The 15,527-nt window shown below is 72.7% G+C and carries 10 protein-coding genes and 1 pseudogene; 1 reads left to right on the top strand and 10 read right to left on the bottom strand.

All coding sequences use genetic code 11. The features are described from left to right. Positions 1 to 24: 24 nt before the first annotated feature. The 10 genes and pseudogenes from ACFW2G_RS01695 to ACFW2G_RS01740 form a co-directional block, all read right to left on the bottom strand. On the bottom strand, positions 25 to 1,302 hold the full coding sequence (locus ACFW2G_RS01695; RefSeq protein WP_384455982.1) for an MFS transporter: 1,278 nt from the start codon (positions 1,300 to 1,302) through the stop codon (positions 25 to 27). A 118-nt stretch (positions 1,303 to 1,420) separates the two neighbouring features. Beyond that, positions 1,421 to 2,452 carry a winged helix DNA-binding domain-containing protein gene (locus ACFW2G_RS01700; protein WP_384580047.1) on the bottom strand — a complete coding sequence of 344 codons (1,032 nt, stop codon included), beginning with the start codon at positions 2,450 to 2,452 and terminating at the stop codon, positions 1,421 to 1,423. 12 nt (positions 2,453 to 2,464) lie between these two features. After that, the gene (locus tag ACFW2G_RS01705) at positions 2,465 to 3,109 is read right to left on the bottom strand and encodes a 4'-phosphopantetheinyl transferase superfamily protein (protein ID WP_052030553.1); all 645 of its coding nucleotides are present in this window, start codon (positions 3,107 to 3,109) and stop codon (positions 2,465 to 2,467) included. Next, positions 3,109 to 7,047: an amino acid adenylation domain-containing protein gene (locus tag ACFW2G_RS01710; RefSeq protein ID WP_384580045.1), complete on the bottom strand. Its 3,939-nt coding sequence runs from the start codon at positions 7,045 to 7,047 to the stop codon at positions 3,109 to 3,111. The genes ACFW2G_RS01705 and ACFW2G_RS01710 overlap by 1 nt, the downstream gene beginning before the upstream one ends. Before the next feature lie 15 nt (positions 7,048 to 7,062). Then, entirely contained in the window at positions 7,063 to 8,277 is a 1,215-nt protein-coding gene (locus tag ACFW2G_RS01715; RefSeq protein ID WP_037921709.1) for a cytochrome P450, read from the bottom strand. A gap of 1 nt (position 8,278) precedes the next feature. Continuing rightward, a pseudogene (locus ACFW2G_RS01720) lies at positions 8,279 to 8,461 on the bottom strand (MbtH family protein); the annotation flags it as partial. A 36-nt stretch (positions 8,462 to 8,497) separates the two neighbouring features. Then, entirely contained in the window at positions 8,498 to 9,244 is a 747-nt protein-coding gene (locus ACFW2G_RS01725; protein WP_384455991.1) for a thioesterase II family protein, read from the bottom strand. Between the two features lie 3 nt (positions 9,245 to 9,247). Further along, positions 9,248 to 11,080 (bottom strand): non-ribosomal peptide synthetase, encoded by a 1,833-nt coding sequence (locus ACFW2G_RS01730; protein ID WP_384580043.1) that lies wholly within the window; start codon positions 11,078 to 11,080, stop codon positions 9,248 to 9,250. After that, entirely contained in the window at positions 11,077 to 12,588 is a 1,512-nt protein-coding gene (locus ACFW2G_RS01735) for an aldehyde dehydrogenase family protein (protein ID WP_384580229.1), read from the bottom strand. The genes ACFW2G_RS01730 and ACFW2G_RS01735 overlap by 4 nt, the downstream gene beginning before the upstream one ends. A 127-nt stretch (positions 12,589 to 12,715) precedes the next feature. Further along, positions 12,716 to 13,711, bottom strand: a complete 996-nt coding sequence (locus ACFW2G_RS01740; RefSeq protein WP_052030546.1) for a BTAD domain-containing putative transcriptional regulator — start codon at positions 13,709 to 13,711, stop codon at positions 12,716 to 12,718. 175 nt (positions 13,712 to 13,886) lie between these two features. On the opposite strand from ACFW2G_RS01740, the gene ACFW2G_RS01745 reads away from it, so the two are divergent. After that, positions 13,887 to 15,488, top strand: a complete 1,602-nt coding sequence (locus ACFW2G_RS01745) for a tryptophan halogenase family protein (RefSeq protein WP_037921705.1) — start codon at positions 13,887 to 13,889, stop codon at positions 15,486 to 15,488. The last annotated feature ends 39 nt before the right edge of the window (positions 15,489 to 15,527 follow it).

Genomic DNA, 15,527 nt, shown 5'->3' on the forward strand with positions numbered 1-15,527 from the left:
ACTCCACACCTCTGGAGGTGCCGGTCAGGCGGTGATCCTGGTCTCGTCGGAGGCCGGAGATCCCTCCTCGGCGGTGTCGTCGCCGCCGGGCATTTCCTTGATCTTGGCGACCGGCCCGCTGAGCAGGGTCAGGCCGCCGATGATGGTGACGGTGCCGGCCACCGCGAGGCCGCCGGTCAGGCCGACCGCCTCGCCGAGCGCGCCGCCGGCGAAGTAGCCGAGGGACAGGGCGCCGTACACCGCGGAGAGCGCGGTGCCGCTGACGCGGCCCATCTGCTCGTTCGGGGTGACACCCTGCACGAGGCTCAGGACGTGGATGTCGAACATCGGGGAGACGAAGCCGATGACGGCCTGGACGACGATCAGGCCGACGAAGCCGCCGAGCGCGCCGCCCGTCGGGACCAGGATGTAGCCGGCGCCGAGCACCACCGCGGTGATCACCAGCAGGCGGCCCACCGAGAGCTTCTTGGAGACGACCTCGGAGAGCACCGCGCCGACGATGACGAAGACCGACATGACGGCGAATGCGGCACCGACCTGGCCGGGGCTGAGGTTCAGCTCCTTGTAGGCGTAGACGATCAGGATCGCGTCGCCCATCGCGGCACCGAGGTTGACCACGACGTTGGCGGTGAACAGGCCGCGCAGGACCGGGTTGCCGAAGAGGGTCTTCATGCCCTCCTTCATCTCCGCCTTCGCGGAGGCCTTCCGCTCCTCGGTCCGCTCGCGTACGTCCCGGTGGCGGATGACCAGCAGGGCGACGAGCGAGACGAGGAAGGTGAACGCGTCGGCGGTGATGGCGCGTGCGGCGCCGAGCAGCTGGATGAGTGCGCCACCGGCGCCCGCGCCGACCGCCTCGGCGACGCTGCGGCTGATCTGCAGCTTGGTGTTGCCCTCGATGAGGTTCTCGGTACCGATGAGCTGGGGCAGCCAGGACTGGTACGAGACCTCGAAGAAGGTCGTCAGGCAGCCGGTGATGCCGGCCACGATGAAGATGTGCGTCATGGTGACGGAGTCGAGGGCGAACGCCAGCGGGATCGTCCCCAGGGCCAGGAAGCGGCCCAGGTCGGCGACGATCATGACGGTGCGCCTGGAGACCCGGTCGGCCACCAGCCCGGCGATCGGGGCGAGCAGCAGGAAGGGGAGGAAGCGCAGCGCGCCGAGCACGCCGACCTCCAAGGCTCCGCCGTCCAGCACCACGACCGCGAGGGTCGGCAGCGCGAGAAGGGAGATCTTGTCGCCGAAGTTGCTGACGGTCTGCCCGAACCACAGGCGATTGAAATCGGAATGCCGACCGAGTGCCATGTCGACGCCCTTTTCTGATTGGGTACGGAATTGTCGGACGGCACCGACGCTATGGACCGCGAGTTAGACCCCGGTTATGAATTCCGGGACTATAGAACGCTTGTAGACATGCGATGGTTCAGCTGGAGAAGCGTGCGATGTCGGCGCTCTCGCGGGCGATTCCGGCGGCCACGGCGGGGCTCGGCGGCTCGGACCCGGGGAAGGGCTCGACCGTGACCGGCGCCCCTCGTCGGCCGCCGGACCAGGTGCCGACGGCCAGGCCGTCGACCACCACGGTGGCGCGGATCTGTCCGCCGCCGGGCCACACCCGGCGTTCGTGCTCGGCGGGCACCGACAGGTCACGGCTGCGATAGCCGACGAGGTAGTTGTCGTAGGCCGGCAGCAGCCGTACGTCGGGTTCGCCGGGGGCGGGAGGGGCTTCGGGGCCGGTGTCGCGTACGGCGGCCCATGCGTTCCTGCCCGTCGTGGTCTTCAGTCCCGACCAGTGGACGAAGTCCAGGGCGTCGGACGGGCCGTGGGCGGCGCGGTAACGCCGCGCCAGCTCCCGTACGGCCGCCTCCCCCGTGTACGGCAGGGATCCGGTGGCGGGCAACCAGTCGTCGAGGAGGACGAAGGTGGCATCGCCGCCCTGTTGTGGTCCGTGGCAGATGAGGCCGGCCAGGGCCGCGCGGCGGATGAGGTGGAATGCGGCCTGTCCCTTCGGCTCGACCCCGAGGGTGGTGAGCCGGTCGGTGAGCCGGGCGCGGGTCAGCGGGCCCTCCGCGGCGATCGCGTCGGCGATGAGCCGCTCCGCACGCGTGCACAGGGCCTCGTCGAGGCCGAGCTCGCGCAGGCGCCGCGCGGCGAGGGCCAGGTAGACGGGGCCGAACAGGGCCTGCAGCCAGCGGGCGTCGGCCGCAGGCACGAGTTGGAGGGTTCCCCGCATGAACCAGCCCCGGACGGCGGTGCGTTCGATGTCGGTGGCCCGGCGCACCGCCTCCCGCGTCAGCCCGCGGGCCCGCACCCGCAGTCCGAGCTCGGCCGCGGGCAGGTCCTGGGCCTGGATCGCCAGCACCCGGCCGAGGACGCCGGCGACGGACTCCTCCCGGACCTCCTCCCCGATCGCCTGTGCGCGCGCCCTGAGCAGCCGTTCGGTCGTACGTCGTTCCACGTGTCCAGTCTTTCAGCCGAGCAGCCGCAGCCGCATCTCCTCGCGGGCCGCCACGCATCCGACGGCCTCCGCTCCACCCCAGTCCAGCAGCCGCCAGCCGTGCCAGCGCGGCGGCTCCTGCCCGTACACGGGAACGTCGAGGCGGGCGGGCTCGTCGAGCGTGCCCGCCCCGACCTTGACCAGGGACTCCTTTCGCACCCACTGGCGCAGGAAAGCGCGCCGCGGGTGGGTGTCCGACCGCAGGGCGGCCAGTTCCTTTCCGGTGCAGACGGCTTCGGCCGTCCGCCAGTCCATCTCCGCCTCCTCGACGGCCTCCACGTCCACGCCCACCGGGCCGCCGGCCGCGGCGGCCGCGACCCAGCCCCGGGTGTGCGCCAGGCTGACGGCGGTGCCGGGCACCTCGGCGAGCCGCGGCCTGCCGTGCGGCCGGTCGCAGGAGCCGCAGCGCTGAACGACGGTGAGGCTCTGTGCCGGGCGGCCCAGAAGCCGCCCGGCACAGAGCCGGACCAGTGCGTGCGCGGCCAGGAAGTCCTCCCGGTCGGCGGCCGACCGGAGGGCGCCGGCGCGGTCCAGTTCGGTACGGGTCAGCAGCTCCCGTACGTCCCCGGCCGCGGCCAGCACCGCCCCGGTCGGCCCGGCCAGTGCGAGACCGGCCATCAGCGCCTGCGGCGCAGCACCGCGTAGTAGCCGGGCAGCCGCAACGCGTCGGAGTCCGACCGGGGGTCGATGGCATGCAGTTCTATCGCCTCGTCCTCGACGATCTCCCAGCCGTCCGCGCCGAACGCCTCGGCCAGTTCGGGCCGGGTGAAGCGGTGCGAGTGGCGGACACCGGCCGCCTCCAGCGGGCCGACCAGGTCCTCGGCGCGGCCGCGCTTGCCTCCCACGAAGCCCAGGTAGCCGAAGGAGTTGCTGGAGTAGTCGGGCTCGTGCACGATCAGCGTGCCCTCGTCGCCCAGCAGCCGGTCGGCGACCGCGGCGAGCCGGGCCCGCGCCTCGGTGTCCAGGACGTGGAAGACACCGCGGACGAAGATGTTGTAGGGCCCCTCCCCCAGCACTGCTGCCTGTTCGGCGTCGGTCATGTCGATCGCCAGGTAGTCGACGTTCGCCACGCCCTCGGCTTCCCGCTTGGCGTGGTCGATGGCGCTGGAGGAGACGTCGACACCGATGACCGACGGGTAGTGCGGGGCGAGTTCGCGGCTGTAGCGGCCGTTGCCGCAGCCGAGGTCGATGAGCGGCAGGTCGCCCCGGAAGTGCCGCTTGGCCTGGTCCAGGAGCCACCGGAACTCCTCGCCGCTGTCGGCGTCCCAGATGACGTCGCCGCCGCGGCCGGTGCGCTGGATGCCGGCCCAGTAGCGCTCCCAGGCGTCGCCCGTGTCACGTTCCTCGGCCTTGCCGCTGTCGGTCCCCTCCTCGCCGGGCGGCGGGGAGTAACGCTCCCAGACCTCGTCCTCTCCGAGGGCCTGCAGCAGGGCGGTGAACTCCTCGAACATGGCGTCGATGAGCCCGTCCGGGTAGACGGCGGGCAGGAAGTCCCAGTTGAAGGTGAGCCCCTCGGGCTTCTCGAAGACCTGGAAGTCGAGGGAGACCTGGGGGGTCTGGGAGATGCCGTAGACCGGGGCGCCGAGTTCGGTCTCCTCGTACTGCGGCGGGTGGCCGGCCAGACTGGTCATCACCACGGGCATGGCCGGTGCGAGGGAGCCGCGCAGCTTGGTCAGCTCGCGCAGCACCTGCACCCCGCTGAAGTAACGGTGTTCCAGGTCGGCCCAGAGACGGCGCTGGACGGCCTGCGCGCGTCCGGCGAAGGTGGAGTCCTGCTGTTCGACGGCGAGCAGCAGGGTGGTGGTGGTGTCCGCGAGCAGGGCGTTGACCTGGGGGTGCAGCGGAAGCCGGTTGAAGAGCGGGAAGTTGATGGTGAAGCGGGCCTGCCCGCAGGCCCTGCCGAGGACCTCGGCGTAGGCGGCGGCCAGCACCCCGGAGGGGGTCACCTCGCGGGCGTGTGCCCGCTCCTGGATGCGCGTCCACAGCTCCGGGGAGACGATGTGGCTGCGCCGTTCGAACCGGACGGGCAGTTCGGGTGCGTCGGCCGGACGCTCGGGGAGCGCGGGCGCGGGCGGGAGGGTGGCGAGACGGTCGCGCCAGTACCACTCGGAACGCCGGTAGATCTCGCTGTCGCGCAGCGAATTGCTTACGGCGAGCACGTAGTCGCGGAAGGTCAGCTCCAGCGGGGCGAGTTCGGCGTCCGGTTCGACGTAGTAGGTGACCAGGTCAGGGACGAGGACCTGGAAGTAGCTCCAGGCGTCGGCGACGAGGAAGTCCAGCGACAGGTGGATGCGGGCACGCCCGCCGCCGAGCAGGCTGATCCGCACGTCGAACAGCGGCCAGGCGTCGGCGTCCAGGACCTGGTGGGAGAGCCGCTCGCGCAGGGCGGCCAGTTCCGCCGTCCGGGTCTCCTCGTCGAGGCCGCCGAAGTCGGTCACGGGGATCTCGTACGCCGGGATCTCCTCGAAGACCTGCTGGGTGCCATCGGGCAGGACCCGGGTGCGCAGGGCGTCGTGGCGTTCGACGAGTCGGCGCCAGGCACCCTCGAAGCGCGGTACGTCGAGCTTCTCGCTCTCCCACTCGAAGTAGCCGTGGCAGCCGACGTTGCCGAGCTCGACGAGCCCGCCCCGGCCGATCCACAGGGCCTGCTGACTCTCGGTCAGCGGGAAGGGCTCGAAGCGGGCGGCCGGGTCGGGGACGATCGCCGGGAGTCCGCCGAAGGAGCCGCGGCCACCGGCGCGTTCGGTGGTGACCAGGGTGGCGAGCTCGGCGACCGTGGGGCAGGTGGACAGGTCGGAGAGGCTCAGCTCGACGCCGTAGCGGCGGCGGATCTCGTCGATGAGCTGGAAGGCGAGCAGCGAGTGTCCGCCCAGCTCGAAGAAGTTGTCGTGGACACCGATGCCGTCGGTGCGGAACGCGTCGGCCCACAGCCGGCTCAGGCCGTCCTCGACCTCGTTGCGCGGTGCCTCGTAGCCGGCGCCGACGCCGTCGCGGCCCTCGGGGGGCTCGGGCAGGCTGCGCCGGTCGACCTTGCCGTTGGGCAGCCGCGGGAGGGCGGGCAGCACGACGACGACGGCGGGGACCATGTAGTAGGGCAGGGTGCGGGCGAGGTCGGCGCGCACGCCGGCCGGGTCGGGCTCGGCCCCGCCGGCCGGGGACGCGTAGGCGACGAGCCGCTTGCCGCCGGGGTCGCGCTCCTGGGCGACGACGACCGCCTCGGCGATGCCGTCGAGGCGCGCGATGTGCGTCTCGACCTCGCCGAGCTCCACGCGGAAGCCCCGAATCTTGACCTGCGAGTCGGACCGGCCGAGGAGCTCGACGGCCCCGTCCTCGCGCCGGCGGGCGAGGTCGCCGGTGTCGTAGAGCACCGGGTGCGGGTCGCCCTCGACGAAGTTCGGGTGGAACGTGGCGGCGGTGAGCTCGGGGCGGCCGTGGTAGCCGGCCGCCACCCCGGCGCCGGAGACGTGCAGCCGGCCGACCTCCCCCTCGGGAACCGGACGGCCGTCGTCGTCCAGGAGGTGGACGCGGAGGTTGGCGATGGGCACGCCGACCGGGACCTGGCGGGTGGCACGGACCTCCTCCGGCGTGGCCTGACTGGTGAAGTCGGTACCCGCGCCCAGGTCGAAGCAGGACAGGACGTTGGTGGTCTCGGTGGTTCCGTAGGTCATCACCACCCGGAAGGGGGTGTCGACGGGCGGCCAGCTGTGGACGCGTTCGGCCGTGGTCACCAGGATCCGCAGCGCCGTGTCCGCCGGCCACCTCAGGCCCCACACGGGCTCGGCCAGTGCGGCCACCAGCATGGTGTGGGTGATGCCCTCGCCGGCCAGCCAGTCGCGGATCTGTTCGGGGGTCTGCGCCTGGCCCGCCTCGGGGATGTGGATCGCGGCGCCGGCCGGCAGGTAGGCCAGCCACTCCATGATCTGGACGGCGAAGCCGGGGGTGGACATCCACGAGGCGCGGTCGCCGGGGCGGACCCCGTAGGCGCGGGTGGTCCAGTGGACCAGGTTGGTGAGCGCGCCGTGCCGTTCCAGGACGGCCTTCGGGGTGCCGGTGGAGCCGGAGGTGTAGATGAGGTGGCTGACGGTGTCGGGCCCGGTCACGGACGGCGGCGCGGTGTCCGGCATGCCCTGTCCGGCGGTGGCGACCTCGTCCCGCGGCACGTCCTGGGGTATCCGGCGGGCGAGTTCGGCCGGGGCGAGGACGAGCAGCGGGTCGGCGTCACCGATCATCGCGGCGAGCCGGTCGTCCGGGTTGACCGGGTCGAGGGCGACGATCGCCGCGCCCGTCTTGAGGATCGCCAGGGAGCCCAGGACGTACTCGGCGCTGCGCGGATAGCACAGGCCGATTCTGGCCCCGGGCGCGGCACCGCGGGCGATCAGGGCGTGCGCCAGGCGGTTGGTGGCGCCCTCCAGTTCGGCGTAGGTCCAGGTGCGGCCGCCCTGCGCGAGGGCCGTGGCCGTGGGGGTGCGGGCGGCCTGTCCGGCGAGCAGTTCCGGGTACCCGGTCGTGGGGAACGCGGCGTCCGAACGGTTGAAGTCGACGAGTGCGGTGGTCACAGTACGGGCCCTTTCTTACTTCGCGAAGGCTCGGCTGCGCAGCAGCCGCACGGGGAGACTGTTGATCCCCCAGGTGAAGTTGGACGAGTTGAAGGTGGCGGGACCGGTCAGTTCGAACCCGTCCAGTACGGCGAGCATCTCGGTGAGCAGGGCGCCGAGTTCGAAGCGGGCGAGGCGGGCACCCAGGCAGAGGTGACGGCCGTGCCCGAAGGCGACGTGCCGGTTGGGGCGGCGGTCGACGCGGAAGGAGTGCGGGTCGGCGAAGACGTCCTCGTCCCGGTTGGCCGAAACGTTCCACAGGGTCACGCGGGCGCCCTCGGCGATGGGGATCCCGTTGATCTCGGTGTCGCGGGCGGCGGTGCGCAGGGCGTGCACCCCGGGCGTGGTCCAGCGCAGGATCTCCTCGACCGCCGGGGCGATTCCGTCGGGTCCCAGACCGCGCAGCAGCCGCCACTGGTCGGGGTGCTCGGCGAACATGTGGACCGCGCCGGCCGCCGAGTAGCGGGTGGTCTCGTTGGCTCCGGACAGGACGCCGTTGAGGTTGAAGACGATCTCGTGGTCGCTGAGCGGCCGTTCGCTGCCGTCGCCCTCGTCCACGAGCGTGTCGTGGGCGATCTGGCTGACCAGGTCGTCGCCGGGGCGGACCCGGCGCTCGGCGAGCAGCTCGATGAAGTACAGGAAGATCTCCGAGTGGGCGCTGCTGCGCACCGCCTCGTCCGGGGAGTCGAAGGCGTCGGTGGTCAGGGCGCCGATCCAGGACCAGTCGGCGCGCGGAATGCCCAGAATGGCACAGACCACCCGGTTGGGCAGCTGCTTGGCGAGGTCGATGAAGTCCAGTTCGTCGCATTCGGCGGCCTCGGTGACCAGGTCGGCGACGACCTGCTCGACGAGGGCCTCCAGGCGCGGCATCTGCTGCGGGCCGAAGGCCTGTCCGAGGGCCCGCTTGAGGCGGGTGTGGTGCGGGACGTCGGAGACGATGAGCATCCGCTGGGCGACCGCGGCGACGGCGGCGGGGTCGCTGCCCAGCCGCATCCCGCGGCCCGACAGGAAGGTGTCGCTGTCGGCGTAGACCTTCATGATGTCGCGGTGCCGGCTCAGCGCCCAGAAGCCGCCGTCGTCGCTGCCGGGCTCGGGGTGCCAGTGCACCGGCGCGTTGGCGCGCAGCCAGGTGAACGTCGGCCAGAAGTCGTTGCGGCCGAAGGGGCCCGGGTCGAGCAGGTCGATCTCCATCTCAGGCTCCTCGCAGGCTGAGCGGGCGGGTGTCGGGCCAGTGGGCGTCGACGAAGGCGGCGCATTCGTCCTCGGTGCCGTCGAAGCCGGCCGGCGTCCAGCCGTCGGGCGTCTCGCGCGTGGCGGGGTACAGCGCGTACTGCCCCTCGTGGTTCACGAGGACCTGGTGGGTGGTGGGCACGGTGTCCTCCGGACTCGGCCGATGGGTGCGGGCGGGCTGTCAGGCGGTCGGAGCGAGGGGGGCGCCCTCGCCCCGCAACAGGGCGGTCAAGTGATCCAGTACGGGCTGCGGGCGGCGCAGTACGGCATGGTGTCCGCCGGTGGTGCTGTGCCGGGTGAAGCCGGCGGTGGTGACCTCCGCCCAGCCGTCCAGTTCGGCCGCGCTGACGGTCTCGTCGCCATCGGCGCCCCAGGCGTGGACGGGCACGGACAGCCGGGTGCCCGGCTGGTGGACATAGCTCAGGGAGAGCTGGGCGTCCTTGCGGAGCATCCCGACCATCAGGGCCCGGGTGTCCTCGTCGAGCAGCCGCGGGTCGAGGTCGGCCGTGTCGAAGAGCTTGTCCAGCTCCTCACCGTCGTCGACGATGCCGCGTCCGGCGCCGGTCCAGTGGCCGGGGGCCCGACAGCCACTGACCACCAGGGCCCGCGGGGTGACCCGGCGAGACACCTCGTAGCCGAGGAGGCCGCCGAAACTGTGGCCGAAGACGATCAGCGGCCGGTTCCCGACGACGGACACAAGTTCGGCCGCGATGGCCTCGACGGCTTCGTCGAAGGTGTCCGGCATCGGCTCCCGCCAGCGGTTCTCGCGGCCCGGCAGCTGTACGCCGTACACCTGCGCGGTGCCGTCGAGCGCGGGCTGCCAGGCGCGGAACTGCTGGCAGCCGGCCCCGGCGGGGGGCAGGCAGAGCAGTACCGGCAGGGCCGGGTCGGCGGGCTCCGCCGTCCAGGTGGAGATCCAGGTGCCCATGGCCTACGCCCCTTCGGCGGCGCCGGCCGCATCGGCTGCGGACCCGCCCTGTTCGGCCGCCAGCCGGTCGATCTCGGCGGCGACGTCGGTGACCGTCGGCCGGGCCAGGAGCGCACCGAGGCCGACCCGCAGTCCGGTGGCACGGCGCAGCTCGGAGACCGCTCGGGCGGCCGCCAGGGAGTGACCGCCGAGGTCGAAGAAGTCCGACTCGGGGCCGGGGACCTCGGTGGCGAGCACCTCGGCCCAGACCGTCATCACGGTGCGCTCGCTCGCGCTCACCGCGCCGTCCCCGGCCGCGCCACTTCCGGCGCCGTCTTCCGGCTGCTCCAGGGCCCGGGCCAGCGCCACCCGGTCGGCCTTGCCGGTGGTCAGGGTCGGGATCCGGTCCAGTACCCGCACCGTGCCCGGTACCGCCGCGGCGGGCAACTGCTTGCGGCAGCGTTCGACGACCCGGCCGGCGAGCCCGTCCGGGTCGTCGACGCCGGGGGCGGCGACGACGGCGAGGCCGAGGGCCTGTCCCGAGGCCAGCGGGCAGCAGGCGGCGGCGACGACCTCGGGGAGTTCTGCGGCGACGCGCTCGATCTCGCCGAGCTCGATGCGGTGGCCGCGGATCTTGACCTGGTCGTCCCGGCGGCCCCGGTACTCCAGTTCGCCGCCGTCGCGGCGGACCACCACGTCGCCGGTGCGGTACATGCGGGTGCCGCCGCCCTGGAAGGGGTCGGGCAGGAAGCGGCTGGCGGTCAGGCCGGGGCGGCCCCGGTAGCCGCGGGCGACGGCGGGCCCGCCCAGGTAGAGCTCGCCCTCGGCACCCGCGGGCACCGGCCGCAGCTCCTCGTCCAGCACGTACGCCCGGTAGCCGGGCAGCGGTCGTCCGATTCCGGTCACGTCGTCCCCTCGTCGACTGTCGGCCCAGGTGGCGGCGATGGTCACCTCCGTCGGCCCGTACACGTTGAGCAGGCGGCGGTCCCGGGCGAACCGCTCGGCCAGTGCGGCCGGGCAGGCCTCCCCGGCGACGACGACCACCTCGGCGGAGTCGAGTCCCGCGCCGTGGGCGGCGAGCAGCGACGGTGTGAGGGAGACGGTGCGCAGTCCGGCGGGCAGCGGCTCGCGGCCCTCCGCCGCGGCCTGCCGCAGTCCGTCGAGGGAGAGGTCGGTGAGGGCCACCCCCTGGCCGTGCACGAGGTAGAGGAGGGTGCACCAGAGCCAGCCGTCGAAGGCGGGCGAGACGGCGTTGAGGCCCAGACCGCCGGGCGGCAGGCCGAGTCCGCGGAGGGCCTCGACGAAGGTGTCCAGGCCGCGGTAGGTGACCTCGACGCCCTTGGGACGGCCGGTGGTTCCGGAGGTGTAGATGAGGTAGGCGCAGTTGTCGGGGGCGGGCGGGGACACGGCGAGTGCCCCGGGGGCGCCGCGGCGGACCTCGCGGGGGGTCAGGAGTTCGGTCCCGCCCGCTTCCAGGCCGGCGGGCACCCCGGTGGCGACCAGGACGGCGGCCCCGGCGTCGCGCAGTACGCCGCCGAGGCGTTCCACGGGGTGCCCGGGGTCCAGCGGTACGGCGGTCCCGCCCAGGCTCCAGACGGCGAGGAGGGCGGGCACGCTCTCCCGGGAACGTCCCAGCAGGAGCCCGACCGAGGTCTCCGGGCCGACTCCGGCGCGGGCGAGGGCGGCGGCGTACCGGGCGGTGCGGGCGGTCAGCGCGGCGTAGGTGAGATTCCCGTCCACGGCCTTGACCGCGGTCTCGTTCGGCTGTTCGCGGGTCCACCGTTCCAGGCGGGCGAACAGCGGCGGGAGCCCGCCCGGGGCGTTCGCCCCGGGCGGCCCGGCAAGGGGCTCGGTCATCCGTCGTTCCTCTCGGTGTCCACGGGGCGGGCGGCCTCGGTGGCCCGCAGCCGCGGACCCACCACCTGGTCCCCCGCGCCCTGCGGGAGCTGCATCGACTTGGTCTCCAGGAAGGCCTCCAGCCCGGCGGTGCCGCACTCTCGGCCGATCCCGGACTGCTTGAACCCGCCGAACGGTGCGGCCGGGTTGAACTGGCCGCCGTTCACGTCGACCAGGCCGGAGCGGAAGCGGCGCGCCATCCGCTGGGCGCGGACGTCGTCGCCGGACCAGACCGCGCCGTGCAGCCCGTAGCGGGTGCCGTTGACGATCCGGACGGCCTGCTCCTCGTCGTCGTAGGGGATGACGGACAGCACCGGCCCGAAGATCTCCTCCTGGGCGATCGTGGTGAGCGGGTCGACGTCGGCGAAGACCGTCGGCCGGACGTAGTAGCCGGTGTCGAGGCCGGCGGGCCGGTCGGGGCCACCGTGGACCAGACGGGCTCCGCCTTCCTCGGCGCCGCGGCGGATGTACGCGGTGACACGGGCGTGCGCGGCCGCGGACACCAGCGGGCCGAGATCGGTCGCGGGGTCGCGCGGGTCGCCGGTGACGTAGCCGTCCATGGCCCGGACGGCGAGCTCCACGGCCTCGTCCTGGCGCTCGCGCGGCACCAGCAGCCGGCTCCACTGCAGGCAGGTCTGGCCGGTGTTGAAGAGCATCTGGTCGACGGTGGCGGCGACGGCCGGGGCCAGGTCGGCGTCGTCGAGGACGAGGCTGGCGTTCTTGCCGCCGAGTTCGAGGTGGACGCGCTTGAGGCGGTCGGCGCCGAGCGCGGAGACGTCGCGTCCGGCCCGGGTGGAACCGGTCAGGGAGACGACGTCGACCAGCGGATGGGCGACCAGCGCGGTCCCGACGGTGTCGCCGGTGCCGACGACCATGTTGAAGACCCCGGGCGGCAGGTCCGCCTCGGCGATGGCCTCGGCCAACAGCCGGGCGTGCAGCGGGGTGATCTCGCTCGGCTTGTGCACCACGGTGCAGCCGGCCGCGAGCGCCGGGAGGATCTTCTGCACGGTGAGCAGCAGCGGGGTGTTCCACGGGGTGATGCAAGCGGCGACCCCCGCCGCTTCGCGCACGACGAGCGAGTGGCCCACGCGCTCCTCGAAGGAGTAGGAGGCTGCGGTCTCGACGCAGTGCGCGGCCATGCCGAGGGAGAGCCCGACGTGGGTGTGGCGGGCCATCCGGGTGGGCGCGCCCACCTCGGCGGTGATGACCTCGGCGAAGCGGTCGGCCCGTGCCTCCATGGCCTCGACGACCCTGCGCAGCAGAGCGGTGCGTTCGCGCAGCGGGGTGGCAGCCCAGCCCTCGAAGGCCGCGGCGGCCGCGCGGGCGGCGAGATCGGCGTCCCGGCCGGTGCCGGCGGGCACGGTGGCCAGGGCGCGCTCAGTGGCGGGGTCGGTCACCACGAGGCGGCCGTCGGTGTCGGAGGCGACCCAGGCGCCGCCGATCCACTGGTCGGTGTAACGGGGCGGCAGGGGTGCCGCGTTCGGTTCGCCGCCGGGCGGTCTGGAGTCCTGCGGCACGGTCGGCACGGTCAGCACGGTCACGGTGGGTTCCTCACTCGGTCACGGAGTTGACGGGCTCGCTGAACAGCTGCGTCGGTCACGCGGTCGCGGGGTCCGCGGTGCGGGCCAGGACGGCCGGGGCCCGGGTGTCGGGCCTGGCCCTGCGGACGGGGCGGGCCAGGGTGACGGTCGTACGGACCTCCGCGGTCCACGGGGGCGTTCCGGGCTGGCGCCCTGCGGGCCGCAGCGCGCGGACCGTGGCGGGGGCGCCGCCGACGGAGGCCGGTGCCGGAGCGGCGCTGCGGGCGGCGGCCGGGATCAGGGAGCGCAGCAGCCGCTGGGTCTCCGCGCCCGGCGCCACCGCCAGCTCGTCGCGCAGCCGGCGGGCGCACAGCTCGTACCAGCGGCGTACGCAGGCCAGCTCGCCGCGCCGGCCGTGGGCGGCCATCAGCGCGCGGTAGGTCTCCTCGTGGTGGCGGTCGATCTCCAGGGTGCGCTTGCAGAGCTCGATGAGCTCCACGAAGTCCTCGCGTTCCTCGGCGTCCGCGCGCAGCACGCCCAGTGCCCGCAGCACCAGCGCCCGGAGGTACTCGCGCTGTTCGACGACCCAGTCGGCGCTCTCGCCGCGCAGGAACTCCCCGCCGTAGAGAGCGATCGCGGCCCGCAGCCGGGTCCGGGCGAGCGCGGTGTCGCCGGCGGTGGCGGCCCGCAGGCCGGCGTGCACGAGTTCCTGGAAGCGGTCGAGGTCGCACCACAGGCCGGCGACGTGCAGGACGTAGCCGAAGTCGCGGTAGACCAGCTGGATCCCGGAGTCCCCGGGCCGGTCGGGGTGGGCGTCGAGCACCCGGCGCAGGGCGTGGGCGGCGACCTTGAGCGAGCTGCCCGCGGTGCTGTCGGTGCCGGGCCACAGGGACGCGTAGAGCCGGTCGCGGGTGAGCATCTGGCCGCGGTGGACCACCAGGTACTGGAAGAGGCCGCGGGCCTTGCCGGCGCGCCAGCGCCGCACGGGGGTGCCGTTCACGGTCAGCTCGAAATCGCCCAGGAAGCGGACGCGTACCGCCGGCCCCGCTTTCTCGGTCGCTGCGGTGGTCATCGCGTCCTCCCGGTCGTCGTCCCGCCTGCCGCTCTGCCTGCGAAGAGTGTGTTCGGGGGGCCTATATCGGGCCTACAACGGCCGGATCCTTGCGGTGTAGGGCGGTGATAGGGCGTTTTTCGACACTGATGAGCACGACCACCCGAACCGCCGACTCCGAAATGAGGGCTGTTTCATGACCAGCACCGACACCCGGCTTCAGAAGGTCGTCATCCTGGGAGGCGGCACGGCCGGCTGGATGACGGCCGCGTATCTCGGCAAGGCGCTCCAGGGAACGGTCGACATCACCGTCCTGGAGGCCCCGACGATCCCGCGCATCGGGGTCGGCGAGGCCACCGTGCCCAATCTCCAGCGTTCGTTCTTCGACTACCTGGGAATCGCCGAGGACGAGTGGATGCGGGAGTGCAACGCCAGCTTCAAGATGGCCGTGCGCTTCGTGAACTGGCGCACCGACGGGCAGGGCGAGTCGACGGCCCGGGAGCTGCCGGGCGGCGGCCCGGACCACTTCTACCACCCCTTCGGGCTGCTGCCCGACTACGACCAGACGCCGCTGTCGCACTACTGGTTCAAGCGCAAGTACGAGGGCCGCACCACCGAGCCGTTCGACTACGCCTGCTTCCGCGAGCCCCCCGTGATGGACGCGATGAAGGCGCCGCGCTGGCTCGACGGTCGCCCGGCGACCCGGTACGCCTGGCACTTCGACGCCCAGCTGGTGGCCGACTTCCTGCGCCGCTTCGCCACGGAGAAGCAGGGCGTCAACCACGTGCAGGACGAGATGGTGCGGGCCGAGCAGGACTCCCGCGGACACGTGACGACACTGCACACCAAGGGCGGACTGGCGCTGGACGCCGACCTGTTCGTGGACTGCTCGGGCTTCCGCGGGCTGCTGATCAACCAGGCGATGCAGGAGCCGTTCATCGACATGAGCGACCACCTGCTGTGCGACAGCGCGGTGGCCACGGCCGTCCCGCACGACGACGAGGCGAACGGGGTGGAGCCGTACACCTCGGCCATCGCCATGTCGTCGGGCTGGGCGTGGAAGATCCCCATGCTGGGCCGCTTCGGCACCGGCTACGTGTACTCCAGCAAGTTCACCGACCAGGACGCCGCCACCCGCGAGTTCGCCGACATGTGGGGCCTGGACGTCGAGGAGACGAAGTTCAACCACATCCGCTTCCGGGTCGGCCGCAACCGCCGAGCGTGGGTGAAGAACGTCGTCAGCATCGGCCTGTCGTCCTGCTTCCTGGAGCCACTGGAGTCGACCGGCATCTACTTCATCACGGCCGCGATCTACCAGCTGGCCAAGCACTTCCCGGACAAGACCTTCAACGAGGGTCTGATCGACAGCTTCAACCACGAGATCGAGGTGATGTTCGACGACACCCGCGACTTCATCCAGGCGCACTTCTTCTACGCGCCGCGCAACGACACGCCGTTCTGGCAGGCCAACAAGAAGCTCGTGCTGCCGGACAACATCAAGCAGAAGATCTCCGCCTACAAGGCGGGTCTGCCCATCAACTCCCCGATCACCGACGAGTCCACCTACTACGGCAACTTCGAGGCGGAGTTCCGCAACTTCTGGACCAACGGCAGCTACTACTGCATCTTCGCCGGCCTCGGCCTGGAGCCGGACGCCCCGCTGCCCACCCTCGCGCACCGGCCCGAATCGGTGGCCGGCGCCGAGCCGCTCTTCGACACCGTCAAGCGCCAGCAGCAGAACCTGCTGGAGACCCTCCCCAGCGCGTACGACTACCTGCGCCAACTGCACGGCGCGTAAGGCCCTCCGCGACCGCGGCCCGGCAGCACGGCTCTCCGC

The sequence above is a fragment of the Streptomyces sp. NPDC058880 genome (assembly GCF_042742535.1).
Classification (GTDB): Bacteria; Actinomycetota; Actinomycetes; order Streptomycetales; family Streptomycetaceae; genus Streptomyces.